The organism is Accumulibacter sp., assembly GCF_029255125.1.
Lineage (GTDB): Bacteria > Pseudomonadota > Gammaproteobacteria > Burkholderiales > Rhodocyclaceae > Accumulibacter.
The window spans coordinates 1-22,269 of record NZ_JAPUVR010000144.1 but is presented as its reverse complement, the minus strand read 5'-3'; the positions used below and the strand labels follow the sequence as shown (position 1 = coordinate 22,269).

Genomic DNA, 22,269 nt, shown 5'->3' with positions numbered 1-22,269 from the left:
GACAGCGCGGCGCCGTTGGCGAGGACGATCGCGTCGCCTTCCGACGAGCCCGGGCTGGAACCGTAAGCGATCAGCAGCGTGTCGGTGTCGGCGTCGCCCGCCGGTATGCCGCCCGGGTTGATCAGCGTGGGGGCGAAGACGGGCACCAGGCGCGCTGCGGCGGTCGAGGGCGGTAGTGGCGGAATGCTCAGCGCGCAGTTCAGCACGCTGGTCGAATTAAAGCCGTAACCGCTCTGCCGGATCGCCCCCTGCAGTTCATAGAGCGCCAGTGCGCCGCTGCTCTGTGCGTCGCCGGTGCCGGTGGTGGTCCGCTTCTGCGCTTCAGCGGTGGCAAAAACCTGCATCATGACGATGATGCCGATCATGCCGATCACCATCGCCACCATGATTTCGACCAGCGTGAAGCCGCCAGGGTGCGTTGCCGTTTGTGGGGAACCCGATTTCATGGCCTAGGGTGTGTTGCGCGAAATTTGTGAAACGATCGTGTGGCAGTGCCGGGAAACGCGGCAGGAAGTGGGCTGATTCGCCGGCTCGCCACTGCGTGGCATCTCCGGCGTGCGCCAGAACAAGGTGATCACCACCTGGCCGGCAGTTGCGCCGGCGGTCGCATCGACGCTGACCAGCGGCAGCGTCGAGTCCACACCGTCGGCGGCCGCGCCGACGCCGGGCAGTCCATCGCGACTGGCGACGATATTCTTCCAGGCGTCGTAGCCCGCTCCGCCGCTCTCGAAATTGGCCTTCAGTTGCGCCAGTTCGAGGCCGCTCGCCCACATTTCGCCAAGCAATCGGTTGGCCAGCAGGCTGGCGTCGGTTCGGTACTTGGCGTCGCTGGTCAACTGGACCGCCGTTGCCTGCAGCGCGACGAGCGAGAGAATGCCGAGCGAAAAGATCAGGATGGCAATCAGTGCTTCGAGCAGCATCACGCCGTCCTGGTGGGTAGCGAGCGCGAGCCGACGCTTTTGCGTGTTCACTTTGCGCGTGTTCATCAGCATGCCTGCGTATTGCCGCTAGGCAACGACGGATCGCACATGCGGACCTGTCCGCCGAGCGAGACGACGACGCGCAGGCAGCGCACCGGTCCGGGCGGCGAATCCGTCCTGCAGTTCAGGCCGTCGGAACTCGACAGGGTAATCGTTCCGCCGGACGCCGGGGCGGCGGTCAGGCGACCCAGGCCGTTGAAGACGAAGCTGTGTTGCCCGGCGGTCAGGGCCGTCGTTGCCGAGCCCTCGCCCATGCTGCGCAACTGGATGATGCGTGGTGCCGTGTCGTCCGAGGGGGCGCTCGCACAGCGGTTGTCGGGGGCATCCATACCAACGATCCAGTGCGGGCCGGTGGAACTGCGCGCGCAGCTGTTGTCGGTGGTGCTGACCAGGTAGAACCCGACCAGCGTGTTGCGCCGCACGGCCTCTGCCCGGGCCAGAAGCAGACCGTTCTGCACGGCGTCGGCGGCACCGCGCACGCGCGCGTTGCGCAACCACTCGTTGAAGCTGGGCAGGCCGATCGCCATCAGAATGCCCAAAATGACCACGCCGACGACCAGTTCGATCAGGCTGAAGCCGTGCGCCCTGTTCAACAGCTTGCTCCCTTGCTGGTGATCCAGCACGTGTTCGAGGTCGACCAGCCGCTCTGCACGGCCGTCGTTGCCTTGACGTTCGCCTGGTTGATCGTGTAGGTAAAGCCGGTCATCGGACCCTTGCCAGTTGCCACCAAGGTGTAGGTGGTCGCCGTCGGGTTGGGACAACTGAAGTCGAAATACTGGCTCGCCGTGTTGTCGGTGGCGCAGGCGGGCGAACTGATCGCCGGGTTGGCGACCGGATCGGCACCGGCTGCCTGGTAATAGGTATGGTTGTCCTGGAAGAACTGCTCCATGCGCGCGCGCCGTTCGGCCAGTCCTGCAGTTGCCTGGGCAATACGCGAGCGCGTGATGTGCTCGGTGTAGTTCGGAATGGCGATGGCCGCCAGGATGCCAATGATGGCGATCACGATCATGACCTCGATCAGCGTGAAACCTCCCTCTTTCTTCACAGAATTGGCCTCCTCCCCCAGAGTTTGCGACGGGCGCCCGGCAAGCGACGGTACGCAAGTGCATCTTAGCCGGCGTGACGGCAGCCGCCAACCGTGCAGCGACGGACGGCGCGCGGCGGCGGATGAGCGGTGGCTGCCACGGTGCGGCGAGCGTTAGAATCGCGACTTCTTCGACTCCCGCTGCGCGAGCTTAGAGTGTGTTTTCCCCGACCTTGCCGTTGAACGGCCGCGCCGGCATCCGGGAGGAGCAGCGGAGCCTGCTCGTGGCCCTCGCCGTATCGCTTCTTTTCCACTGGCTGACGCTCGTCATGCTCGGTCGGGCGGCCAAACCGCCAGGCGAGGGGACGCCCGGTCGGGCAACGCTGGTAGAGCACGCGGCGCTCAGCGTGCGGGTCATTCAGCACGCGCAGCGGGTGCTGCCCGGCGATCCGGTGCCACTGGCGGCGCCTGAGGGCGATCCGGCGTTGCCCGATGCGCAGCCGCTGCCGCCGGCGCCCGAGGAAGCTGTTGTCGCGGCCAGGCTTGGCCATCGTCGGCTCGCCGAGTACGTGCCACCGTACTTGGCGCAAACGCCGGTCTTCGAGGTGCCTGCGGGTGGCTGGTACCTGCCGCGTGCGCAGTTGTCGGTTCAGCCGCGATTGCTCGATGAGCCGGCGCTGAGTTTCCCGGACAGCGTTGCCGGCGGCGCGCCGCGCGCTGGCAAGATCGTCTTGCGGATCTTCATTGCTGCCGGCGGGGCAGTCGACCGCGTCGAGATCAGCCAGAGTTCCTTGCCGAGCGAGTACGCAGAGGTGGCAGCGGCGGCCTTTGCCGCCGTGCGCTTTCGCCCCGGTGAACTGGAAGGCGTTCCGGTCAACAGCGAAATGCGTGTCGAGGTCGTTCTCGACACGATGGTGAGTGGCGGCAGCCACCTGACCGGCGTCTTGCGGATTCCGGAAGCGGTGGAGCCCGCCGCCAGCTCGGCGCCGCGCGTAGCGCCGCCGGCGGGTGCGCCTGCCGCGGTTGTGCGTCGAGCCGCCGGTGCTGGGTTCTAGGCCGACAGCCGGCGCCGCACGCGGTCTGGGCAGGCGCCGCCCCTCACGATTGCAGTTGGCGGGGGAGTGCGAAAGTGACGTTTTCGTCGACGCCGGCAAGCTCGCTGACCTGTGCCGGAGCGCCGCCGCTGAGTTGCTCGATGACTTGTTGGACGAGGACTTCGGGCGCCGAGGCGCCCGCGGTGACGCCGACCCGGGTGGCACCGGCCAGCCAGGCGGGATCGATCTGCCCGGCATTGTCGACCAGGTAGGACGAGCGCCCAAAAATCTCGGCGACCTCGCGTAGGCGGTTAGAGTTCGAGCTCGACTTGCTGCCGACGACGATCACCACCTGACTCGTTTTCGCCAACTCCTTCACCGCGTCCTGCCGGTTCTGCGTGGCATAGCAGATGTCGTCCTTGCGTGGGCCGACGATTTGCGGGAAGCGCTGTTGCAGCGCGCCGACGATCTGCTGCGCGTCGTCGACCGAGAGCGTCGTCTGCGTGACGTAGGCCAGCCTTGCCGGATCGCTCACGCGCAGGTGTCCGACGTCGGCGACGGTTTCGACCAGGTACATGCCGTCGCTGCTCTGGCCCATCGTTCCTTCGACCTCGGGGTGGCCCTTGTGGCCGATCATGATGATCTCGCGACCCTCCTGGCGCATCCTGGCGACCTCGACGTGCACCTTGGTGACGAGCGGGCAGGTGGCGTCGAATACGTTCAGCCGGCGCGCCGCCGCTTCTTCGCGGACAGCGCGCGAGACCCCGTGCGCGCTGAAGATGACGGTGCTGCCGGGCGGCGCCTCGGCCAGCTGGTCGATGAAGATGGCGCCTTTCGCGCGCAGATCGTCACAGACGAATTTGTTGTGGACGACTTCGTGGCGAACGTAGATCGGTGCGCCCAGTTTCTCGATGGCTCGCTCGACGATGGCGATGGCGCGGTCTACTCCGGCACAGAAGCCGCGGGGTTTGGCGAGAATGATCTGCATCTGCGGGCCTACATGATGGCGATGATTTCGACCTCAAAGCGGATCGCCTTGCCGGCCAGGGGGTGGTTGAAGTCGACCAGCGCGCGCTGCCCGCTCAACTCACGCAAGAAGCCGGCAAAGCTCGTCTGGCCGTCCGGCGAAGTGAATTCGATCAGCGAGTTAACCGCAAGTTCCAGGTCAGGTGGCAAGGCGCTGCGCGCGATGCGCTCGAGCAATTCGGGGTTGTGCTCGCCGAAAGCGTCGGCCGGGGCGAGCAGGAAGACATGGCGTTCGCCCGCCGAGAGACCGATCAGGCAGCGTTCGAGCGTCGGTGCGAGCTGCCCACTGCCCATTTGCAGCGTCGCCGGCGACCAGCCGAAAGTGCTGACGTATTCCGTCCCGTCCTGGTCGGCCAGGCTGTAGTGCAGCGTCAGGAAGCTCTCCTCGCGCACCTGCGGGCGGTCTGCCATGGGCAAAACGGTTTCCATCAGGCGGGCGCGCGCTGGCCGTTGCTGCGCGCGCCGCCGCTTGCGCTCGCCAGTCGCGTCACGAGCGCTGTCCGTCGTCGATCGGGCGAGGTGGAGCAGGCTCGCGCGGACCAGCCAACTGATCCCAGACAAGCAACAGCGCACCCAAGGTGATCGCCGAATCGGCAACGTTGAACGCCGGCCAGTAGAACCCGGCCACGTGCCATTGAATGAAGTCGACGACGGCGCCGAAGCGCAGGCGATCGATCGCGTTGCCAAGCGCGCCGCCGAGAATCAGCGTCAGCCCCAGCGACAGGCGGAATTCACCACTGTGGCGGGGCAGGATACCGACGATCCAGAGCGCGATGGCGAGCGCCAGGCCGGTGAAGAACCAGCGCTGCCAGCCGCCGGCATCGGAGAGAAGGCTGAACGCTGCGCCCGCGTTGTAGGTCAGGACCCAGTTGAAAAAGGGGGCGACGTAGACCGAGTCGCCGGGTTGCAGGCGAGCGAGGACGAGCCACTTGCTGAGCTGGTCGAGGACGATGACGATGCCGGCCAGCCAGAGCCAGCGGTCGATCTTACGCGCAGGCACGCGCTTCACCTTGGCCAAAAAGGTTGCTCAGGCAGCGGCCGCACAGGCCAGGGTGCGTCGGGTCGCTGCCGACGTCGTCGCGCACGTGCCAACAGCGCTCGCACTTGCTATGTGGCAGTGGGGAACAGACGAGGGCGTCGGTCGCGTCGCTCACCACCTCGGCGTGCGAGCAGATGAAGACGAAGCGCAGGTCATCAGCCAGCGACTCGAGGATGGCGTATTTTTCGCCGCTGCAGTGCACGCTGACCGCAGCTTGCAGCGGCGAGCCGATCTTGCCGCTGCTGCGCAGTTCTTCCAAGGCGCGCATGACTTCTCCACGATAGCCGCGCAGTCGCTGCCACTTGTCGAGCAGTTCTTCCTCGTCGGCCGGTTCTGGCAGCGCCTGCCAGGTTTGCAGCATGATCGAGGCGCCGTCGCCGCCGTTCAGTTGCCAGATCTCCTCGGCGGTGAACGAGAGGATCGGCGCCATCAGTTTGACGAAACACTGCAGGATGTGCCACAAGGCGTTCTGCGCCGAGCGGCGCGCGCGGGAGGTCGCGGCTGTCGTGTACAAGCGGTCCTTCAGGATGTCGAGATAGAAACCGCCGAGATCCTCCGAGCAGAAGGTCTGCAGCGCCTGGACGACGCGGTGAAACTCGAATCGGGCGTAGTCCGACTCGCATTGCGCTTGCAGCCGGCGGGTCATGGCGAGCGCGTAGCGGTCGATTTCCAGCCACTCGGCGACCGCCAGGTGGTCGCGGTTGGGGTCGAAGTCGGCTGTGTTGGCGAGCAGGAAACGCAGGGTGTTGCGGATCCGGCGATACGCTTCGACGACGCGCTTGAGGATTTCGTCGGAAATCGACAATTCGCCCGAGTAGTCGGTCGCGGCAACCCACAGGCGGAGGATTTCCGCGCCCAGCGTGTCGGCGATCTTTTGCGGGGCGATCACGTTGCCGCGCGACTTGGACATCTTCAAGCCCTTGCCATCGACGACGAAACCGTGCGTGAGCAGCGCGTTGTACGGCGCGCGGCCGTCGAGCGCACAGCCGATCAGCAGTGAACTCTGGAACCAGCCGCGGTGCTGATCGGAACCCTCGAGGTAGAGGTCGGCCGGGTAGGCCAGTTCACTGCGCTGCGCGTTGCGCAGAACGCTCGCATGCGTCGAGCCCGAATCGAACCAGACATCGAGCGTATCGCTCATCTTCCGGTAGTGCGCGGCGTCTGCGCCGAGCAGCTCGGCGGGATCGAGGGCAAACCAGGCTTCGATCCCGGCCTTCTCGACCCGCTGGGCAACCTGCTCGATCAGTTCGCCGGTACGCGGATGGAGTGCGCCGGTCTCGCGGTGCAGGAAGAAAGGCAGCGGGACGCCCCAGTTGCGCTGGCGTGAGACGCACCAGTCGGGGCGCGTGCGAATCATCGCTTCGAGGCGGGCGCGGCCCCAGGTCGGGAAGAACTGCGTTTCATCGACCGCGCGTTCGGCGCACCAGCGCAGCGTTGGCGCTTCCTCTCCGTCCTGGCCGTTGCCAGTGGCGGAGACGGCGCGTTGCTCCATGCCGACGAACCATTGCGTCGTCGCCCGAAAGATGATTGGTGTCTTGTGCCGCCAGCAGTGCGGGTAACTGTGCTGGAGTGGCTCGGCGGCGAGCAGCAGGTTCTGGTCGGCGAGTTCCTGGACGACCAGCGGGTTGGCCTCCCAGACGCTGCGGCCGGCCAGCGGACCGCTCGCCAGGGCGGGTGTCGTCGCGACGAAACAGCCGTCGTCGGCGACCGGATTGTTCACTGGCAGGCCATAGACCTTGCCAATCAGGTAGTCGTCGGTGCCGTGCGCGGGTGCGGTATGGACCAGGCCGGTGCCCGCCTCAAGGGTGACGTGGCGACCGCAGATGATCGCCACCTCGCGCTTCTGGATGGGATGTTCGAGCAGAACATGCTCGAGCGCAGCCCCTTTCGCCGAGCCGATCGCTTTGCCGCTCAGACCGTAACGCCGGAGGCAGGCGTCGGCCAGTTCGCGGACGAGAATCAGGCTTCCTTTCGCCGTCTCGATCAGCTCGTAGTCGAAATCGGGGTGCGCGCTGACCGCTTCGTTGGCCGGCAGCGTCCACGGCGTGGTGGTCCAGATGACCGCGAAAGCCGGCGCACGCAGATGCGTCAGGCCGAAAGCGTGGGCAAGCTTGGCGGCGTGATTGGCATGCACGCGGAAGGCGACATCGATCGCCTGTGAGGTCTTGTCTTCGTATTCCACCTCGGCTTCGGCGAGTGCTGAACGGCAGTCGAGGCACCAGTTCACCGGCTTCAGCCCCTGGTAGAGGTAGCCCTGCTCGAGAATTCGGCCGAGGGCCCGGATTTCGTCGGCCTCGGTCTGGAAGTTCATCGTCAGATACGGGCGCTGCCAGTCGCCGAGAACGCCAAGGCGAATGAAGTCGCGCTTCTGGCGCTCGATCTGCTCGCTGGCGAAAGCCCGGCACAACTCGCGTACGCGATCGGCTGGCAGGTGCTTGCCGTGCAGTTTCTCGATCTGGTGCTCGATCGGCAAGCCGTGGCAATCCCAACCCGGGATGTACGGTGCGTCGAAGCCGGCGAGCGTCTTGGCACGCACGATGATGTCCTTCAGGATCTTGTTGACCGCGTGTCCGATGTGAATGTCGCCGTTCGCGTAAGGCGGGCCGTCGTGCAGGATGAAGCGTGGGCGGCCGCGCGCCGCCGAGCGAATCTGCGCGTAGAGTTGTTGTTCCTGCCAGGCGGCGACCCACTGCGGCTCGCGTCGGGCGAGGTCGCCGCGCATCGGGAATGGCGTATCGGGCAGATTGAGCGTGTTCTTGTAGTCGGCCATGGTGGTCTTCAAGACTGAAAATAGGCTTTCGCCGCAGCGACGTCGAGGGCAATGCGCGTCTTCAGCGCTGCGAGGTCGGCAAACTTCATCTCGTCACGCAACTTGTGCAGGAAGCGCACATTGAGATGCGCGCCGTAGATGTCGGCTGCGAAATCGAACAGGTGAACTTCGAGTAGTGGACGCGCCTCCTGGCCAGCCGTCGGCCGGTAGCCGAGGTTGGCAGCGCCGCGGTGGGGGCCGCCAGGCAGCCCTTTGACCTCAACGGCAAAGACGCCGAGCAGCGGGGGGCGATCGTGTTTGATCCGGATGTTGGCGGTAGCGAAGCCCAGTTGCCGCCCGAGTTGTTCGCCGCGTACGACGCGTCCGTCGATCGAGTACGGCCGCCCGAGGAGGGTCGCCGCCTGCTCCAGCCGGCCCGCCTGCAAGGCCTCGCGCACGGCTGAACTCGAGGCACGTACGCCGTCGAGGATGATGCTCTCCAGCGCCTCGACGACGAAGCCGAAGTGCGCGCCGGCGGCGCGCAGGCGGGCGAAATCGCCAGCGCGGCGGGCGCCGAAACGAAAGTCGTCACCCACGATCAGATGACGCGCGCGCAGCCCGCCGACCAGCACACGTTCGATGAACTGGTCAGCGCTCATGCTGGCGAATGCCGCGTTGAAGCGGCAGACGTAGGCCACATCGACTCCATCGTCGGCGACCAGTTCAAGCTTTTCACGTAGCGTGGACAGGCGCGGCGGCGCGGCCTGAGGAGCGAAAAACTCGCGCGGGTGCGGCTCGAAGGTGAGTACGGCCGACGGTAGGCCGACGCTGGCCGCGGTTCTCGTCAGGCGAGCGAGCAGGGCACGATGGCCAATATGGACGCCATCGAAATTGCCTATGGTGAGAACGGTGGCACGGTGCGCCGTCTGGGAGTAACCACGATAGACGAGCATCGGGTGCTGAAGAGGGCGAGAAAAACGTAGAATTATAGCTCGCTTTGTACCGACCAGTTTGCATCGCGTGGGTCGACGAGTTCATCACCGAGCGCAATGCGCATACCCCCCGGTGCTGCGTCAGCCTTCGCCTAGTATGGCTGCAGGCGGGTCGTACAGGCGTGCGCGGCGGCTTGGCCGGCGCGTTTCGCTTGCCCGGCTGGGCAAGCTTTTTCTTTGGGCGGCAGTGACGAAAAACGAGAATTGTTACCATTGTGGTCAGCCGCTGACGCTGGGCAACCCACTGCTCGTGCGTATCGACGGTGAGGCGCGCGCGATGTGCTGCGGTGGCTGTCAGGCGGTCGCTCAGGCGATCGTCGACAACGGCCTGGTCGACTACTATCGCAAACGCGATGCGCTGCCCGAGGCGCCGCGCGAGGCCTTGCCGGGGATCGTCGAAGGCCTGCAACTCTACGATCACGCTGATTTCCAGAAGAGCTTCGTGCGCAGCGTCGGCGAAGCTCAGCACGCCGACCAGCGCGAAGCTTCGCTGATTCTCGAAGGGATCACCTGCTCGGCGTGTATCTGGTTGAACGAGCAGCACCTCGCGCGGCTGGCCGGAATCGTTGCGGTGGATATCAATTACGCTACGCGACGCGCACGCGTTCGCTGGGACGAGCGCCGCATCCGGCTCTCCGAAATCCTGGCGGCGATCGCTGCGATTGGCTATCGCGCGTATCCCTACGACGCCGAGCGCAGCGAGCAACTGGCGCGCAGCGAGCGACGCAACGCCTTGTGGCGTGTTTTCGTCGCCGGCTTCGGCATGATGCAGGTGATGATGTACGCCGTCCCGGTCTACCTGGCGGGTGCCGGCGAGATGACGGCCGAGGCCGAGCAACTGATGCGCTGGGCCAGTCTGGTGCTTACTGTTCCGGTGATTTTTTATTCGGCAGCGCCTTTTTTCGGCGGCGCGTGGCGCGATTTCAGACTGCGCCGGGTCGGCATGGACGTTCCCGTCGCGCTCGGCATCGGCGCCGCTTTCGTCGCCAGCGTCTGGGCGACTTTGCGCGGTGAGGGCGAAGTCTATTTCGATTCGGTGACGATGTTTGTCTTCTTTCTGCTGGGTGGCCGCTACCTCGAGATGACCGCCCGCCAGCGCGCGGTCAGCGTGACCGAAGCGCTGGCCCGGCTGATGCCGGCGCTGGCAACGCGCGTCGCCGGCTATCCGGCGCAGCGCGAAGGCGAACAGGTCGTTGCCGGTGACCTGCGAGCGGGCGACATCGTGCTCGTCAGACCCGGCGAGACCGTCCCCGCCGACGGCTGCGTGCGGGAAGGCGTGAGCAGCACCGACGAGGCACTGCTCACCGGCGAGAGCGCTCCGGTTGGCAAACATCCGGGGGATTTCGTCACCGGTGGGGCGGTGAATATCGAAAGTCCGCTGTTCGTCGAAGTGACCCAGGTTGGCGAAGCAACACGCCTGTCGGCCATCGTCCGTCTGATGGAGCGCGCGGCGGTTGGCAAGCCGCGGATCGTCGAGCTTGCCGACCGCGCGGCCAGCCATTTCATCATTGTCCTGCTGATTCTCGCGGCGCTGGCGGCGGTCATCTGGTGGTACCGCGACCCGGCGCAGGTGCTCTGGATCACCGTGTCGGTACTCGTCGTCAGTTGTCCGTGCGCCTTGTCGCTGGCGACGCCGGTCGCCCTCGCCGTGGCCAGCGGCGCAATGGCACGTGCCGGTCTGCTGGTGACGCGCAGCCATGCGGTAGAGACGCTCGCTCGTGCCAACCACTTCGTCTTCGACAAGACCGGGACGCTGACCAGCGGCCGGATGAAACTGCTCGAGGTTCTCCCGTTCGGCGACGCCGACCGGACGACTTGCCTCTGCCTTGCGGCGGCACTCGAACAGGCGTCCGAGCACCCGATCGCCGCCGCCCTGCGCGAGGCGGCCGGCGACGCCGTCCTGCCCGCGGTCGAATCGCCGAGCAGCCTGGCCGGTTCCGGGGTGAGCGCGGTGGTGGCTGGTCGGCACCTGCGCCTGGGCCGGCCGGATTACGCGCAGGCAGCGCACGGCCGGCCACTGCCGGCGAGCGCTCTGCCCCTGCTCGAGCGCGCAGACACGGTCGTTGCCCTGTCCAGCGATGCCGGCTGGATCGCGCTGTTCCGGATCGGCGACGAACTGCGTGTGCAGGCTGCCGCCCTGATCGCCGAGCTGCGTTCGGGTGGTCGACAGGTGACCTTGCTGACCGGCGATACTGCCCCGGCGGCGGCGCGTGTCGCGCAGACTCTGGCCATCGACGATGTCGTCGCCGACGCTTCGCCACAGGCCAAGCACGAGCACGTCCGCCGCCTGCAGGCGCAGGGGGCGGTGGTGGCGATGGTCGGCGACGGCGTCAACGACGCGCCCGTGCTCGCGCAGGCGCAGGTATCGGTCGCCATGGGCGGGGGCTCGCAACTCGCGCGCACGCAGGCCGATCTCGTTCTGCTCTCGGAAAACCTGGCTCATCTGGCGCGCGGGGTGGCCGTCGCCCGGCGGTCGCTGCGCGTCATCAGGCAGAATCTGCTTTGGTCGCTGGCCTACAACCTGGTTGCACTGCCGCTCGCCATGGCCGGTCAGGTCACCCCATGGATGGCCGGCATCGGCATGTCGGCGAGTTCGCTGCTGGTCGTTGCCAACTCGCTTCGCCTGCATCAAGCTGCTCGCACCTGACCGCAAATGGAAACGCTCTACCTGCTCGTTCCGCTTTCCGTGGTGATCGTCTTCATGATCGGTCTGGCTTTCTGGTGGTCGCTGCGCAGCGGGCAGTTCGACGATCTCGAAGGCCCCGCCTACCGCATTCTGATGGATAATGACGATCTGCCGTCGGCGGAGAACGAAACGGCGCCGGATGCAGGACGCCGGGACGCGTCATCGTCGTGAATCGATGATCGGCGCTTGATGCAGGTCAAGAGCGCGCTGTCGTAGGCTGCCATAATGTGCGCTTGTCCGGCGTGGCGATGCGCCGCCAGGAAGCCTCTGGGCCTGTAGGGCTTATCTTCTTCTGTTGGGGTTCGGGTGCGTTTCGGCGCACCCTTTTTTTGTCGCTTGGGCGGGCAGAATTCGGCCCACTAGTTTGATCTGGGTCAAAATTCTTCGCCTGCCCATAGAATAGCATCGGCGCTGGAATGCCCGGCATAGGGGCATAAGGGGCGGTGAAAACCGGGTTACAGTTTAGAACGAGGTGAGTCCATGTCGGAAGCTCAGTCAACATATAACTACAAGGTGGTGCGGCAGTTTGCCGTGATGACCGTCATCTGGGGGATTGTCGGAATGCTGGTCGGCGTGATCATCGCTGCCCAACTGGTATGGCCTGACCTGAACCTCGGCTGGCTCCATTTTGGCCGTCTGCGTCCGCTGCATACCAATGCGGTGATCTTCGCCTTCGGGGGTTGTGCACTTTTTGCAACCTCGTACTACGTGGTCCAGCGCACCTGCCACACGCGCCTGTTTTCTGACGGTCTGGCGGCTTTCACCTTTTGGGGCTGGCAACTGATCATCGTGCTCGCGGCCGTTACACTGCCCCTTGGCATCACCTCGGGCAAGGAATACGCCGAACTGGAGTGGCCGATCGACATCCTGATCACCCTCGTCTGGGTGGCCTACGCCGTCGTCTTTTTTGGCACGATCGCCAAGCGCAAGGTTAGTCACATCTACGTGGCAAACTGGTTCTACGGCGGTTTCATCCTGGCCGTTGCCCTGCTGCACGTGGTCAACAGCGCCGCTATTCCGGTCTCGCTGACCAAGTCATATTCGGCCTACGCTGGCGTGCAGGACGCCATGGTGCAGTGGTGGTACGGTCACAACGCGGTTGGCTTCTTTCTGACCGCCGGCTTCCTCGGCATGATGTACTACTTCGTTCCCAAGCAGGCCGGTCGTCCGGTCTATTCGTACCGCCTGTCGGTGGTGCATTTCTGGGCGCTGATCTTCACTTACATGTGGGCTGGTCCGCACCATCTGCACTACACCGCATTGCCCGACTGGACGCAATCGCTCGGCATGCTGTTCTCGCTGATTCTGCTGGCGCCCTCGTGGGGCGGCATGATCAACGGCGTGATGACCTTGTCCGGCGCCTGGCACAAACTGCGCGACGATCCGATCCTGAAGTTCCTGATCACCTCGCTCTCCTTCTACGGCATGTCGACCTTTGAAGGTCCGATGATGGCGATCAAGACGGTCAACGCCTTGTCGCATTACACCGACTGGACGGTTGGGCATGTGCACTCGGGTGCGCTCGGCTGGGTCGCCATGGTCTCGATCGGCGCCATGTACTATCTGCTGCCGCGTCTTTTCGGTCGTTCGGAGATGTTCAGCGTCAAGCTGATCACCGTTCACTTCTGGGTGGCGACGATTGGCGTCGTTCTCTATATCGCCTCGATGTGGATTGCCGGTGTCATGCAAGGTCTGATGTGGCGCGCGGTCAATGCCGACGGTACGCTGACCTACAGCTTTGTCGAGTCCGTGCGGGCTTCATATCCCTTCTGGGCAATCCGCTTCCTGGGTGGTCTCCTGTTCCTGGTCGGCATGTTGGTGATGGCCTACAACATGGTCAAGACGATTGCCGGAGGGCGGACGGTAGATGACGCGCGCGTCCTGCAACCGGCCGCTCATCACGCCTGAGAGAGGAATGAAATGAAACTTACGCAAGACGCAATCGAACGCAACGTTGCGATGATGGTTCTGCTGGTCCTGCTCGTCGTCAGCGTTGGCGGGCTGGTCGAAATCGTCCCGCTGTTCTTTCAGAAATCGACCACCGAGCCGGTCAAGGGGCTGAAACCCTACGACCCGGTACGCCTGACCGGGCGCGATGTCTATATTCGCGAAGGCTGCTTCCTCTGCCACTCGCAGATGATTCGTCCATTCCGTGCCGAGACGGAGCGCTACGGGCATTACTCGGTAGCCGGTGAGTTCGTCTATGACCATCCCTTCCAGTGGGGGTCGAAGCGTACCGGTCCCGATCTGCACCGGGTTGGCGGGCGCTATTCGGACGAGTGGCATCGGGCGCACCTGATCAATCCGCGTGATGTCGTTCCCGAGTCGAACATGCCCGCCTTTGCTTTCCTCGAGAAGGCGCCCGCCGACGCCAGCAGCATCGAGGCGAAGATGCGCGCGCTGCGCAAGGTGGGCGTCCCCTACACCGACGAAGAGATCGCTGGTGCACGCAAGCAACTCGAAGGCAAGAGCGAACTCGACGCCATCGTGGCCTACCTGCAAGGCATGGGCCTCGAACTGAAGAATGTCAAATAGGGTATGGACATCAACGATCTGCGGTCCGTCGTGACGGTCGTTTCGCTGCTTACCTTCCTCGGAGTGGTGTGGTGGGCCTACGGCGTGAAGGCTAACAAGAAGCGCTTCGAAGAAGCTGCGATGTTGCCGTTTGCAGACGAAGCAGCGGACCGGGCCGAACTCGGCCTGGATCGCAATCGACAAAGGAAAGCATCATGAGCGATTTTGTAACTCCGTTCTGGAACTGGTTCGTCATTTTGATCTCTTTCATCAGCATCGTCGCCTGCGGTGTGTTGCTGTGGACGCAGAACACGCCGCCGCCGCGTACGGTGGATACGACCGGCCACGTCTGGGATGAGACGCTGGAGGAATACAACCATCCGCTGCCGAAGTGGTGGATGTGGTTGTTCTATATCACCGTCATCTTTTCACTGGTCTACTGCGCGCTGTATCCGACGTTGGGCGACTTCCAGGGCGCCCTCGGCTGGTCGTCGACCGGTCAGCACGCGAAAGAGGTTGCGAAGGTCGACGGCGATACCAAGCCGCTGTTCGACAAGTACCTCAAGACGGACCTCAAGGCGTTGGCCGCCGACAAGGAGGCGATGGAAACCGGCAAGCGCCTGTACCTGACCTACTGCATGCAGTGCCACGGGGCTGACGCGCGCGGCGGCAAAGGTTTCCCGAATCTCGCCGACAACGATTGGCAGTGGGGTGGCGAGCCGGCGCAGATCGTCGAAACGATCAGCAACGGTCGGATGGGCGTCATGCCACCGCACGCGCAACTCGGTGGCGAAACGATCAAGGACCTCGCCAACTACGTTCGTTCCCTGTCGGGTTTGGCGGCCGATTCGGTGCGCGTCTCCAAGGGACAGGAGGCCTTCACCTCGGCCGGTTGCGTCGGCTGTCATGGGCCGGACGGCAAGGGCATGGCGGCCGTTGGCGCGCCCAATCTGACCGACAAGGTGTGGCTCTATGGCAGTGCGGAAGCAACCATCAGCGAGACGATCAGCAAGGGTCGCAACAACCAGATGCCGGCATGGAAAGACTTCCTGGGCGAAGCTAAAGTGCATGTCCTCTCCGCCTATGTGCTAAGTCTCAGCGCTGGGCAAGCAGCCAAGTAGCCTCCATGGCATGGGCACGGAGCGGCGCATGCGCCGCTCCGTTTTCTTTTGCGCGCCGCGCGAAGTGTCGCACAGGCCGAGCAAAGCTTTAGTGGCGGAATGCACGGGTAGCAATTGGCGTGTGCCTGCCGCGATGGCGGGCATGTCGGAACGCGAGGGCATTTGAAACGCGGCTGATTCATATCAAGATCGCACCACGCCCAGCATGTAGTATTAGCGTTTGGTGTAATTCTGAAATGGATTGGAGCGGGCATCATGGATCAAGCGGCCAGCCGCAAGGCCAAGGAAATCCCGATCAACGTCGAAAGCTTGTACGAAAAGCACAAGACGGTCTACGCGCGTAGCGTCGACGGGACGTTCAACAACTGGCGCTGGGTGATGGTCATCCTGACGCAGGCTCTGTTCTATGGCCTGTGCTGGCTGGATTGGGGCGGGCGCCAGGCCGTTCTTTTCCATATCGTCGAACGCAAGTTCTACATCTTCGGCCTCGTGTTCTGGCCGCAGGATGTCATCTATCTGGCTGTTCTGCTGGTTGTTTCGGCCTATGCCCTGTTCCTTGTAACGGCTATTGGCGGGCGTCTATTCTGTGGCTATGCCTGTCCGCAGACCGTTTATACCGAACTTCTGATGTGGATCGAGCGCAAGATCGAGGGCGAACGGCCGGCCCGTATCAAGCTCGACGCACAGCCAATGAGCGCGCGCAAGTTGCGCCTGAAGGCGACCAAGCACTTTCTCTGGTTGCTCGTCGCATTATGGACGGGCATCACCTTCGTCGGCTATTTCACGCCGATCAAGGAACTGCTGGGCGCGATCGTCACCTTCGATCTGGGTCCGTGGGAGACGTTCTGGATATTCTTCTATGCCGCGTTCCTCTACATGATGGCAGGCTTTCTGCGCGAGCAGGTGTGCAAGTACATGTGTCCGTACGCCCGCTTCCAGGGCGTCATGTTCGACCCCGACACGCTGATCATCAGCTACGACCCAGAGCGCGGCGAGCCGCGCGGCGCTCGTCGCAAAGGGGCTGCGGCGAGACAGCAGGCTCTGGGCGACTGCGTGGACTGTAGTATTTGTGTGCAGGTTTGCCCGACCGGCATCGATATTCGCAATGGCTTGCAGCTCGAGTGCATTGCGTGCGCGGCGTGTATCGACGCCTGCGATCAGGTGATGGACAAGGTCGGCTCGCCGCGTGGGCTGATACGCTATTCGACCGAGAACGCCTTGGCGAAGCATTACACTCCGCGTGAGATTGCGGCTCATTTGCTCCGCCCGCGTACGCTACTCTACTCGAGCGTGCTCCTGTTGATCATTCTGGCTACGGCGTGGAGCTTGGCGCAGCGCGTGCCGCTAAAGCTTGACATCTTGCGCGATCGCTCAGCGTTGTCGCGCGAAGCCGACGACGGACGGATCGAAAACGTTTACCGCTTGCATATTTCAAACACGGACGAAGCGACGCATCGCTATACGCTTGCGGTCGATGGTCTGGATGGAATCGAAATCGTCGGTGAGCGTAGCGTCGAGTTGGCTCCCGCCTCGTCGAAGATCGTTGCTCTTGCCGCACGCGTCGATCCGGGGATTGGCAAAAAGGGCTCGAACCAGATCTTCTTTGTGGTCAGCGCAGACCAGGCGCCCGCCGTCGCCGTGCGCGAAAAAACGAGCTTCTTCATGCCATGAACGATAACGGGAATACTACCAGCCAGCGCTGGTACCGCGAGCCCTGGCCATGGCTGTTGATGCTGGGGCCCTTCGCGGTGATTGTCGCCGGCATCGTCACCGCGTACTTGGCGATTCGCAGCAACGATGGTCTGGTTGAGGACGATTATTACAAGCAGGGGCTGACCGTGAACCAGCGGAGCGCGCGCGACCGGCGGGCGCTTGATCTGGCGATCAAAGCCGAACTCGTTCTCGGTGGCAATGGTGATCGGATCAGGGTCATGCTGCACGCGCGCGACCAGGAACGCTTGCCGGCCGCTCTCGTCCTGCATGTTGCCCACCCGACGCGGCCGGGTCTGGATCAGAAGCTTGCCCTGCGCGCGGAGGGTGGTGGGGTTTACTCGGGTTCGCTGGTGCCGCTGCACGGCCGCTGGCACGTCGCGCTGGAGGACGACAAGCAGGAATGGCGCCTGGTTGGCGAGTGGGTAATCGAAAGGGGCCCGCTACTGCATTTGCAGGCAGTGGAAACGACCGGCGGGCTTCAGGTAGGTGCTTCGGATGAAAAAGGGAGATAAGGAATGGCTTGGGATTTGCTCTTCTCGACCGATTACGGTCTGTTCAGCGTGTTTGTCATCGCCTTTGTGGTGCTGATGGCGATCTGGTTCGGCTTTTTCTTCAGCCGGAAGATCCGCGAGGACAGCGGAAAGGCCGGGCGCTAGCCGCTCTGCGGCCGCATCTAGCCGGTGCGCTCCGCGAGCGCTGCAGCACAACAACCCTCGCGCAGTTGAGGGCGGCCGGTGCGTGACCCAGCGCAGCGGCGTTTACGCTCTGCGTTGGCGGTGTCGCTGTTGCTGCACATCGGTCTGTTGTGCAGCCCGGTCTCACTATTGCCGCTGCGCTTCAACACCGACCGGGCAGCGCTACAGGTTGTTGTCGCTCCCCTCGGGCGCGGGCCGTCAAAGGAGCCGCCGCGGGCTGAATACTCAGCGTCGACCAAGCACCCAGAGGCGAGCAGGGTGGCGTCACCCGCTGACTCGGGTCGCGCGCAGGCGAAGAGTCGCCGCTCTTTGTTGCCGGGTAGTGGCGAGCACATCGCCGCTGGTCGGCCGGCGCCGGTCGATCAGCGGCGCGGGGAGGCCAGCCCGGCTCCGCTGCCTAACGGCGATGGAGTCAACGCGCTGGGCTTGAGTCCCCAGGGCTTGCGTGACTATCGTGTTGCACTGGCGATTGCGGCACGCCGCTTCAAGCACTATCCGGCCTCGGCACGCGCGTCTGCGTCCGAGGGAACGACCGAGGTGGCGGTAATCGTCAGCCAATGGCGTCCCGCCGCGGAAGTCGTGCTCGTTCGTTCCAGCGGCGATCCGGCGCTGGACAAGGAAGCTCTGTCGATGCTGCAGCAGGCCGCGGGTACGACCGACCTGCCGGAAACGCTGCGCGGCAGGAGTTTTCGCGTCGTGCTACCGGTGGTCTTTTCGCTGGCCGAATAGGAGGGCAATACGCCTCTTGCGGCGGCTGTACGCGCATCCGCAACGGCGCGGCAAGATAGCGCGACGAGCAAAATAAAACGGGCACCCGCCTGCATGGCGCGGTGCCCGTCCTGGCAATTCCGAAACTCAGGCGTGATCCGTCAAACGCCGGAGTCTCGGGCTTGCCGATTCATGCGATCTCAGCTACGGCGGCGGCGAGCCATCGCGCCCAAGCCAGCGGCGGCGAGGCCCATCAGGGCGAGCGAAGAAGGCTCAGGCAGACCGGGCGGGGGGGTCGTCGAGTTGTTGAACGAACCGTTGATCTGGCTGCTCGGGCCGGCGTTCTGGGTGTACGCGGCTGACCAGTAGACCGGCGTCGGATCGAAGCCAACACCGACGGTCTGCGCGATCGTACCGACGGCGATGATACCGAGCGAGGTCGGGCCCGGCGTGCGCTGGGTCACGGTCAGCGTCTCGACAAAGGTTCCAAGCGCGGTTGTGAACGACTTGCTGAAGACGCTACCCAGGGTAAGGCCCACTGGATCGGGATTGACGGTGACCGATTGCCCAGCAACGACGCCAATGTTGTTCGCGCCGCCAGGGGCGGTGGCCACCAATGGCGAGCCTGTGGTGACGGTGGTGGCGGTCGTGATATCGCCGGTGTCGGTGGTGAAGACGCCGCCAAGGGCAGCAATGTTGAAGCTGACATCGATCGCGACGGCAGAGGCTTGAGTCGAGAAGGCAGCAGCCGCCGACGTTACGGCTACCGCGCACAAGCGAGAAAAGTTCATGGGTTAGTCCTCTCTTGGTTAGTGGCCGCGCACGATTGAGCGGCTGTACGAGATTAAGCAAGCGCTGTGCCAGGAACGGCGATCTTCATTTTTTCAAGGGCTTATGGTTTGTTCGCGGTTGCGCATTGGGGTCCGTGTAAAATTTTCCGACAGTTCGCCTGGTTCGCCTTAGGAATCGTGCGGCGAGAGCGCTGGCGCGGCAGCATGCGCCGTACGTCCATCGCACGCGAGAGCGTTCACCCTTGGCGTTCGCCGCATGGCCGAGACGCGAGCGAAAACGTGGCCGAGGTCGGGCGGGTCAACGCGGCACTTGGGCGAGTAAGCGGCGGACTTCCGCCTGGTCGGGAAACGCAGGACCGAGATCGCGCAGGGACTCCAGTTCAGCGCGCGCGTTCGCCCGCTCGTTGGCGGCCATATACAGGCGGGCCAAGCGCAGGCGAAACGGTGCCGGCGCGCGCGCATGGTGGATGGCACGACGCATCGTCTCGATCGCTTTCGGGTAATCCCCCTGCACGCCATACGCCTGGGCGAGCGTATCGAGTACGCTCGCGTCTTCGGGTGCTTCCGCGGCCGCACGTTGGGCAATTGGCAGCGCGCCGGGATCCTTGTTCTCCACCAGAATCCAGGCCAGATTGTTGAGCGTTGCCGGGTCCTTGGGTGCGAGTTCGAGCGCTTTCTCGTAATATGCCTTCGCCTGCGTCCGGTCGCCGGCGTTATACGCCGTGGCCGCCAGGTGACGGGCGAGCACGGCATTCTTCGGATGCTGCGCGGTCCACTCGGCGACCACCCGATTCGCTTCATCAGGCTTGTTCGCGTTGAGCAAAGCGGTGTGCTGCCGGGTCACGAAGGCTTCGCCAGCCGGTTTGGCAGTTGCAGAACGAAAGGCAGCGGAAGCCTGCTCCCAGCGCTTCTGGTCCATGTGGACCTCACCCTCCAGGGCGTAGCCGATGGGGTTGTCAGGGAAATCGCGCTGCATGTTGCGGGATACAGTCAGAGCCTTGTCGGGCTGTTTCTGGAGAAGGGCGGAGGCAGCGACCAGCCGCCTCGCTTCCAGGTTGTTCGGAGCGATTTGCAGTAGTTGCTCGGCGAGCCTGCTTGCTCCGGCAGCATCCTTCATGTCGAACAGCAGCCGCGCTTGCCCGAGGTAGCCAGCGGGTTCCTTGGGCGCAAGGCGGGTGAGCTTCACGTACGTTGCCAGCGCCTGGCGCGAGTCGCCGGAACGTACCAGGCACTTGGCGAGAGCTTCGGCAATCTGCGCGTTGTCCGGGATAGCGGTGTCGGCGCTGCGCGCAGCTTCCAGCGCACGCTGAATGTCGCCCTTGCTGTACAGACGTTCGATCAGCAGCAGGCGAGCCTGCAGGTTCCGCGGGTCGGCCCGCACTGCCTTTTCAAGTTCCTCCACGACAAGCGGTGCCTTCGAGCTACTTTCCTGAGCCAACGCGGCCAAGGCAATCGGAATGGCGGGGTTTCCGGGGTCAAGCTTGGCTTGCGACTCGAGTCGCGCACGCGCCTGCTCGGGGCGGCCTTCCTGGACGTCAAGTTTGACCAGGTTGGCAACCGCCGAGAAATACTTGGCGTCCTTCTTCAGGGCGCTTTCGAATGCCTTGCGCGCTTCCGCCGCATTGCCCGTCCTGGCCAGCACCTGACCACGCAAGTCGTCGCCGGCTGGCGCTCCAGGTTGCTTGCGCTCGAGCGCCTGGATCGCCGCCAGCGCGGCCGGGTAGTCCTCGCGCGCCAGGAAGACGCCGATCAATTGCAAGTCTGCATCGGCATCCTGCGTCGATGCGGCAATCCGCTGCAACTCCTTGACTGCCGCATCCGTGTTGCCTTTGCTGCCTTCCTTGAGCGCCAGGGCGAGGCGAACCGAAGTGTTTTCCGGGTACAGCGTGGCAGCACGCGTCAGCAGTTGGTCCGCGCTCTTGCTGTCGCCCTGCATCAACCTTGCCTGGGCAGCGACGATCAGGAGCTCGGGCGGCGGTGCTGCCGTGTCGATCACCGGCGTCAGGGTTGCGCTGGCCAGATCGGGTTTGCCTTCACCGAGATAGGTGCGAGCGAGGTGAAAGCGCGCCTCCACGTTGGCGGGCTCGATTTGCACGACCCGGGCAAGCTGGCCTTCCGCCAGCGGATACGCTTTCAGTTTCAGTTCATTGATACCCGAGGCGAGCAAGCCGAGCGTGCTGTCCGGGGCCAGGCTCAGGGCCTGCTGGAACAGTCCGCGGGCGCCGGAATAGTCGCCTTCGAGGTGCTTCAACTGGCCACCATGGTAATGGGTCATGAAGGCTTTCGGCTCCAGCTTGCGCATCGTTGCCAGGCCTTCGCGGGCCGCAGCGAGATCCTTGTTGAGCAGGTGGATACCGACGATCGAGGCGAGCGCGGCGTAGCTCTTCGGGTTGACGGCGAGCGCCTGGCGATAGGCTTCGAATGCTTGTGCGCGGCCGCTGGTTTGTCGCTCGTGGAGCTGCCCCTTGAAGATCCATGCGCTGTCGTGCCGTGGTTCGTCCTTGAGCAGCGCGTCGACCAGCTTGAGCGCCTGCTCGGCGTCGCCTTTCGCGTCGGCGAGACGAGCACGGATCAGCCGCGTCTCGGTAGTTGGCCCGCCTTCCTCTTCGGCCTTGTCGAGCGCCTGACGCGCGCTGCTCAGGTCCTGTTGCCCCAACGCCGCCCACGCGAGGGCAGCCTGTACGCTGGCTGCCACCTTCGCGTCCTGGATAACCAGCGGCGCGACGAGCGTTCGCACCTCCGACAGCCGGTTGCTGAGCAGCAGCGCGTCGGCGAGCGGACGCGCCACTTCGTCGGGCGGGTACTTGAGCTCGAGCGCGCGAGCGAACTCGGCTGTCGCTGCTTGGTGATCACCGGCCGCCGCGTAACTCTGTCCCAAAAGAAAGCGCGCGCGCGCGTTTTTCGGATCGGCTGTGGCGGCATTCTTCAGGTGCACCATCGCGCGCGACGCGTCGCCTGCGGCGAGTGCCTTTTCTGCCGCACTGATTGCCTCAGGTGCCGACGGTTCGCCGCAGCCGGGTAACAGACCGCTCAACATGACAATGATCGAAGCTGAGACGATTGAGACTTTTGTTGTACCCCAGGGGGTGACGAACCGTGACATGGCGAAGCTCCTGCAAGACGCGCTCGACGATCGTTCTTGCTCGAAAGGGGGAAAGGTAGTGGGGCAGGAGCCAGTTGTCGCCTGCCTTGCGGGG

General features: G+C 64.2%; 22 protein-coding genes. 11 read left to right on the top strand and 11 right to left on the bottom strand.

Annotated features, from left to right (window positions below; all coding sequences use genetic code 11):
- The 4 genes from Q1L59_RS16060 to Q1L59_RS16045 all read right to left on the bottom strand — a co-directional run.
- A partial coding sequence (locus Q1L59_RS16060; RefSeq protein WP_300334144.1) for a prepilin-type N-terminal cleavage/methylation domain-containing protein occupies window positions 1–446 on the bottom strand: 446 nt, incomplete at its 3' end.
- Between the two features lie 3 nt (window positions 447–449).
- Window positions 450–986 (bottom strand): type IV pilus modification protein PilV, encoded by a 537-nt coding sequence (gene pilV, locus Q1L59_RS16055; RefSeq protein ID WP_300334142.1) that lies wholly within the window; start codon window positions 984–986, stop codon window positions 450–452.
- Window positions 986–1,573 (bottom strand): GspH/FimT family pseudopilin, encoded by a 588-nt coding sequence (locus Q1L59_RS16050; protein ID WP_300334140.1) that lies wholly within the window; start codon window positions 1,571–1,573, stop codon window positions 986–988. The genes pilV and Q1L59_RS16050 overlap by 1 nt, the downstream gene beginning before the upstream one ends.
- Window positions 1,570–2,025, bottom strand: a complete 456-nt coding sequence (locus Q1L59_RS16045) for a type IV pilin protein (RefSeq protein WP_300334137.1) — start codon at window positions 2,023–2,025, stop codon at window positions 1,570–1,572. Before Q1L59_RS16045 ends, Q1L59_RS16050 begins: the two co-directional genes overlap by 4 nt.
- Window positions 2,026–2,222: 197 nt before the next feature.
- On the opposite strand from Q1L59_RS16045, the gene Q1L59_RS16040 reads away from it, so the two are divergent.
- Entirely contained in the window at window positions 2,223–3,059 is an 837-nt protein-coding gene (locus tag Q1L59_RS16040) for a hypothetical protein (RefSeq protein ID WP_300334135.1), read from the top strand.
- A 43-nt stretch (window positions 3,060–3,102) separates the two neighbouring features.
- On the opposite strand, the gene ispH is transcribed toward Q1L59_RS16040, so the two are convergent.
- From ispH to Q1L59_RS16015, 5 genes are all read right to left on the bottom strand, one after another.
- Entirely contained in the window at window positions 3,103–4,026 is a 924-nt protein-coding gene (gene ispH, locus Q1L59_RS16035) for a 4-hydroxy-3-methylbut-2-enyl diphosphate reductase (protein WP_300334133.1), read from the bottom strand.
- A gap of 8 nt (window positions 4,027–4,034) precedes the next feature.
- The gene (locus tag Q1L59_RS16030) at window positions 4,035–4,475 is read right to left on the bottom strand and encodes a peptidylprolyl isomerase (RefSeq protein WP_300334130.1); all 441 of its coding nucleotides are present in this window, start codon (window positions 4,473–4,475) and stop codon (window positions 4,035–4,037) included.
- A 76-nt stretch (window positions 4,476–4,551) separates the two neighbouring features.
- On the bottom strand, window positions 4,552–5,064 hold the full coding sequence (lspA, locus tag Q1L59_RS16025; RefSeq protein ID WP_300334128.1) for a signal peptidase II: 513 nt from the start codon (window positions 5,062–5,064) through the stop codon (window positions 4,552–4,554).
- Window positions 5,051–7,873 carry an isoleucine--tRNA ligase gene (ileS, locus tag Q1L59_RS16020; RefSeq protein WP_300334125.1) on the bottom strand — a complete coding sequence of 941 codons (2,823 nt, stop codon included), beginning with the start codon at window positions 7,871–7,873 and terminating at the stop codon, window positions 5,051–5,053. Before ileS ends, lspA begins: the two co-directional genes overlap by 14 nt.
- A gap of 8 nt (window positions 7,874–7,881) precedes the next feature.
- Complete coding sequence (locus tag Q1L59_RS16015; protein ID WP_300334123.1) at window positions 7,882–8,805, bottom strand: bifunctional riboflavin kinase/FAD synthetase; 924 nt, start codon at window positions 8,803–8,805, stop codon at window positions 7,882–7,884.
- A gap of 226 nt (window positions 8,806–9,031) precedes the next feature.
- Between Q1L59_RS16015 and Q1L59_RS16010 the strand changes: the two genes are divergently transcribed.
- The 10 genes from Q1L59_RS16010 to Q1L59_RS15965 all read left to right on the top strand — a co-directional run bounded on the left by Q1L59_RS16010 (window position 9,032) and on the right by Q1L59_RS15965 (window position 18,302).
- Complete coding sequence (locus Q1L59_RS16010; RefSeq protein ID WP_300334121.1) at window positions 9,032–11,491, top strand: heavy metal translocating P-type ATPase; 2,460 nt, start codon at window positions 9,032–9,034, stop codon at window positions 11,489–11,491.
- A gap of 6 nt (window positions 11,492–11,497) precedes the next feature.
- Window positions 11,498–11,701 (top strand): cbb3-type cytochrome oxidase assembly protein CcoS, encoded by a 204-nt coding sequence (ccoS, locus tag Q1L59_RS16005; protein WP_300334118.1) that lies wholly within the window; start codon window positions 11,498–11,500, stop codon window positions 11,699–11,701.
- Window positions 11,702–12,010: 309 nt separating this feature from the next.
- Window positions 12,011–13,438, top strand: coding sequence for a cytochrome-c oxidase, cbb3-type subunit I (gene ccoN / locus Q1L59_RS16000; RefSeq protein WP_300334116.1), 1,428 nt, complete (start codon window positions 12,011–12,013; stop codon window positions 13,436–13,438).
- Window positions 13,439–13,450: 12 nt separating this feature from the next.
- Window positions 13,451–14,065, top strand: a complete 615-nt coding sequence (gene ccoO, locus Q1L59_RS15995; protein ID WP_300334113.1) for a cytochrome-c oxidase, cbb3-type subunit II — start codon at window positions 13,451–13,453, stop codon at window positions 14,063–14,065.
- 3 nt (window positions 14,066–14,068) lie between these two features.
- Entirely contained in the window at window positions 14,069–14,263 is a 195-nt protein-coding gene (locus tag Q1L59_RS15990; RefSeq protein WP_300334110.1) for a cbb3-type cytochrome c oxidase subunit 3, read from the top strand.
- The gene (ccoP, locus tag Q1L59_RS15985; RefSeq protein WP_300334107.1) at window positions 14,260–15,165 is read left to right on the top strand and encodes a cytochrome-c oxidase, cbb3-type subunit III; all 906 of its coding nucleotides are present in this window, start codon (window positions 14,260–14,262) and stop codon (window positions 15,163–15,165) included. Before Q1L59_RS15990 ends, ccoP begins: the two co-directional genes overlap by 4 nt.
- A gap of 255 nt (window positions 15,166–15,420) precedes the next feature.
- Window positions 15,421–16,836: a cytochrome c oxidase accessory protein CcoG gene (gene ccoG, locus Q1L59_RS15980; protein ID WP_300334105.1), complete on the top strand. Its 1,416-nt coding sequence runs from the start codon at window positions 15,421–15,423 to the stop codon at window positions 16,834–16,836.
- Window positions 16,833–17,390, top strand: a complete 558-nt coding sequence (locus Q1L59_RS15975) for a FixH family protein (protein ID WP_300334102.1) — start codon at window positions 16,833–16,835, stop codon at window positions 17,388–17,390. Before ccoG ends, Q1L59_RS15975 begins: the two co-directional genes overlap by 4 nt.
- A gap of 3 nt (window positions 17,391–17,393) precedes the next feature.
- On the top strand, window positions 17,394–17,534 hold the full coding sequence (locus Q1L59_RS15970) for a DUF3149 domain-containing protein (RefSeq protein WP_300334100.1): 141 nt from the start codon (window positions 17,394–17,396) through the stop codon (window positions 17,532–17,534).
- 297 nt (window positions 17,535–17,831) lie between these two features.
- Window positions 17,832–18,302 carry a TonB family protein gene (locus Q1L59_RS15965; RefSeq protein WP_300334098.1) on the top strand — a complete coding sequence of 157 codons (471 nt, stop codon included), beginning with the start codon at window positions 17,832–17,834 and terminating at the stop codon, window positions 18,300–18,302.
- Between the two features lie 179 nt (window positions 18,303–18,481).
- On the opposite strand, the gene Q1L59_RS15960 is transcribed toward Q1L59_RS15965, so the two are convergent.
- Window positions 18,482–19,072: a PEP-CTERM sorting domain-containing protein gene (locus tag Q1L59_RS15960; RefSeq protein WP_300334096.1), complete on the bottom strand. Its 591-nt coding sequence runs from the start codon at window positions 19,070–19,072 to the stop codon at window positions 18,482–18,484.
- A gap of 298 nt (window positions 19,073–19,370) precedes the next feature.
- A complete protein-coding gene (gene prsT / locus Q1L59_RS15955) occupies window positions 19,371–22,175 on the bottom strand; it encodes an XrtA/PEP-CTERM system TPR-repeat protein PrsT (protein WP_300334094.1) in 2,805 nt (934 codons plus the stop codon).
- Window positions 22,176–22,269: the final 94 nt, after the last annotated feature.

Excerpts from the sequence above, each read along its gene's own strand:
- ccoP (WP_300334107.1), top strand. The coding sequence starts at position 14,260 with ATGAGCGATTTTGTAACTCCGTTCTGGAACTGGTTCGTCATTTTGATC.
- ccoG (WP_300334105.1), top strand. The coding sequence starts at position 15,421 with ATGGATCAAGCGGCCAGCCGCAAGGCCAAGGAAATCCCGATCAACGTC.
- Q1L59_RS16030 (WP_300334130.1), bottom strand. The coding sequence starts at position 4,475 with ATGGCAGACCGCCCGCAGGTGCGCGAGGAGAGCTTCCTGACGCTGCAC.
- Q1L59_RS16015 (WP_300334123.1), bottom strand. The coding sequence starts at position 8,805 with ATGCTCGTCTATCGTGGTTACTCCCAGACGGCGCACCGTGCCACCGTT.
- prsT (WP_300334094.1), bottom strand. The coding sequence starts at position 22,175 with ATGTCACGGTTCGTCACCCCCTGGGGTACAACAAAAGTCTCAATCGTC.
- ccoO (WP_300334113.1), top strand. The coding sequence starts at position 13,451 with ATGAAACTTACGCAAGACGCAATCGAACGCAACGTTGCGATGATGGTT.
- Q1L59_RS15990 (WP_300334110.1), top strand. The coding sequence starts at position 14,069 with ATGGACATCAACGATCTGCGGTCCGTCGTGACGGTCGTTTCGCTGCTT.
- pilV (WP_300334142.1), bottom strand. The coding sequence starts at position 986 with ATGAACACGCGCAAAGTGAACACGCAAAAGCGTCGGCTCGCGCTCGCT.
- ccoN (WP_300334116.1), top strand. The coding sequence starts at position 12,011 with ATGTCGGAAGCTCAGTCAACATATAACTACAAGGTGGTGCGGCAGTTT.
- Q1L59_RS15960 (WP_300334096.1), bottom strand. The coding sequence starts at position 19,072 with ATGAACTTTTCTCGCTTGTGCGCGGTAGCCGTAACGTCGGCGGCTGCT.
- ileS (WP_300334125.1), bottom strand. The coding sequence starts at position 7,873 with ATGGCCGACTACAAGAACACGCTCAATCTGCCCGATACGCCATTCCCG.
- Q1L59_RS15970 (WP_300334100.1), top strand. The coding sequence starts at position 17,394 with ATGGCTTGGGATTTGCTCTTCTCGACCGATTACGGTCTGTTCAGCGTG.
- Q1L59_RS15975 (WP_300334102.1), top strand. The coding sequence starts at position 16,833 with ATGAACGATAACGGGAATACTACCAGCCAGCGCTGGTACCGCGAGCCC.
- ispH (WP_300334133.1), bottom strand. The coding sequence starts at position 4,026 with ATGCAGATCATTCTCGCCAAACCCCGCGGCTTCTGTGCCGGAGTAGAC.
- ccoS (WP_300334118.1), top strand. The coding sequence starts at position 11,498 with ATGGAAACGCTCTACCTGCTCGTTCCGCTTTCCGTGGTGATCGTCTTC.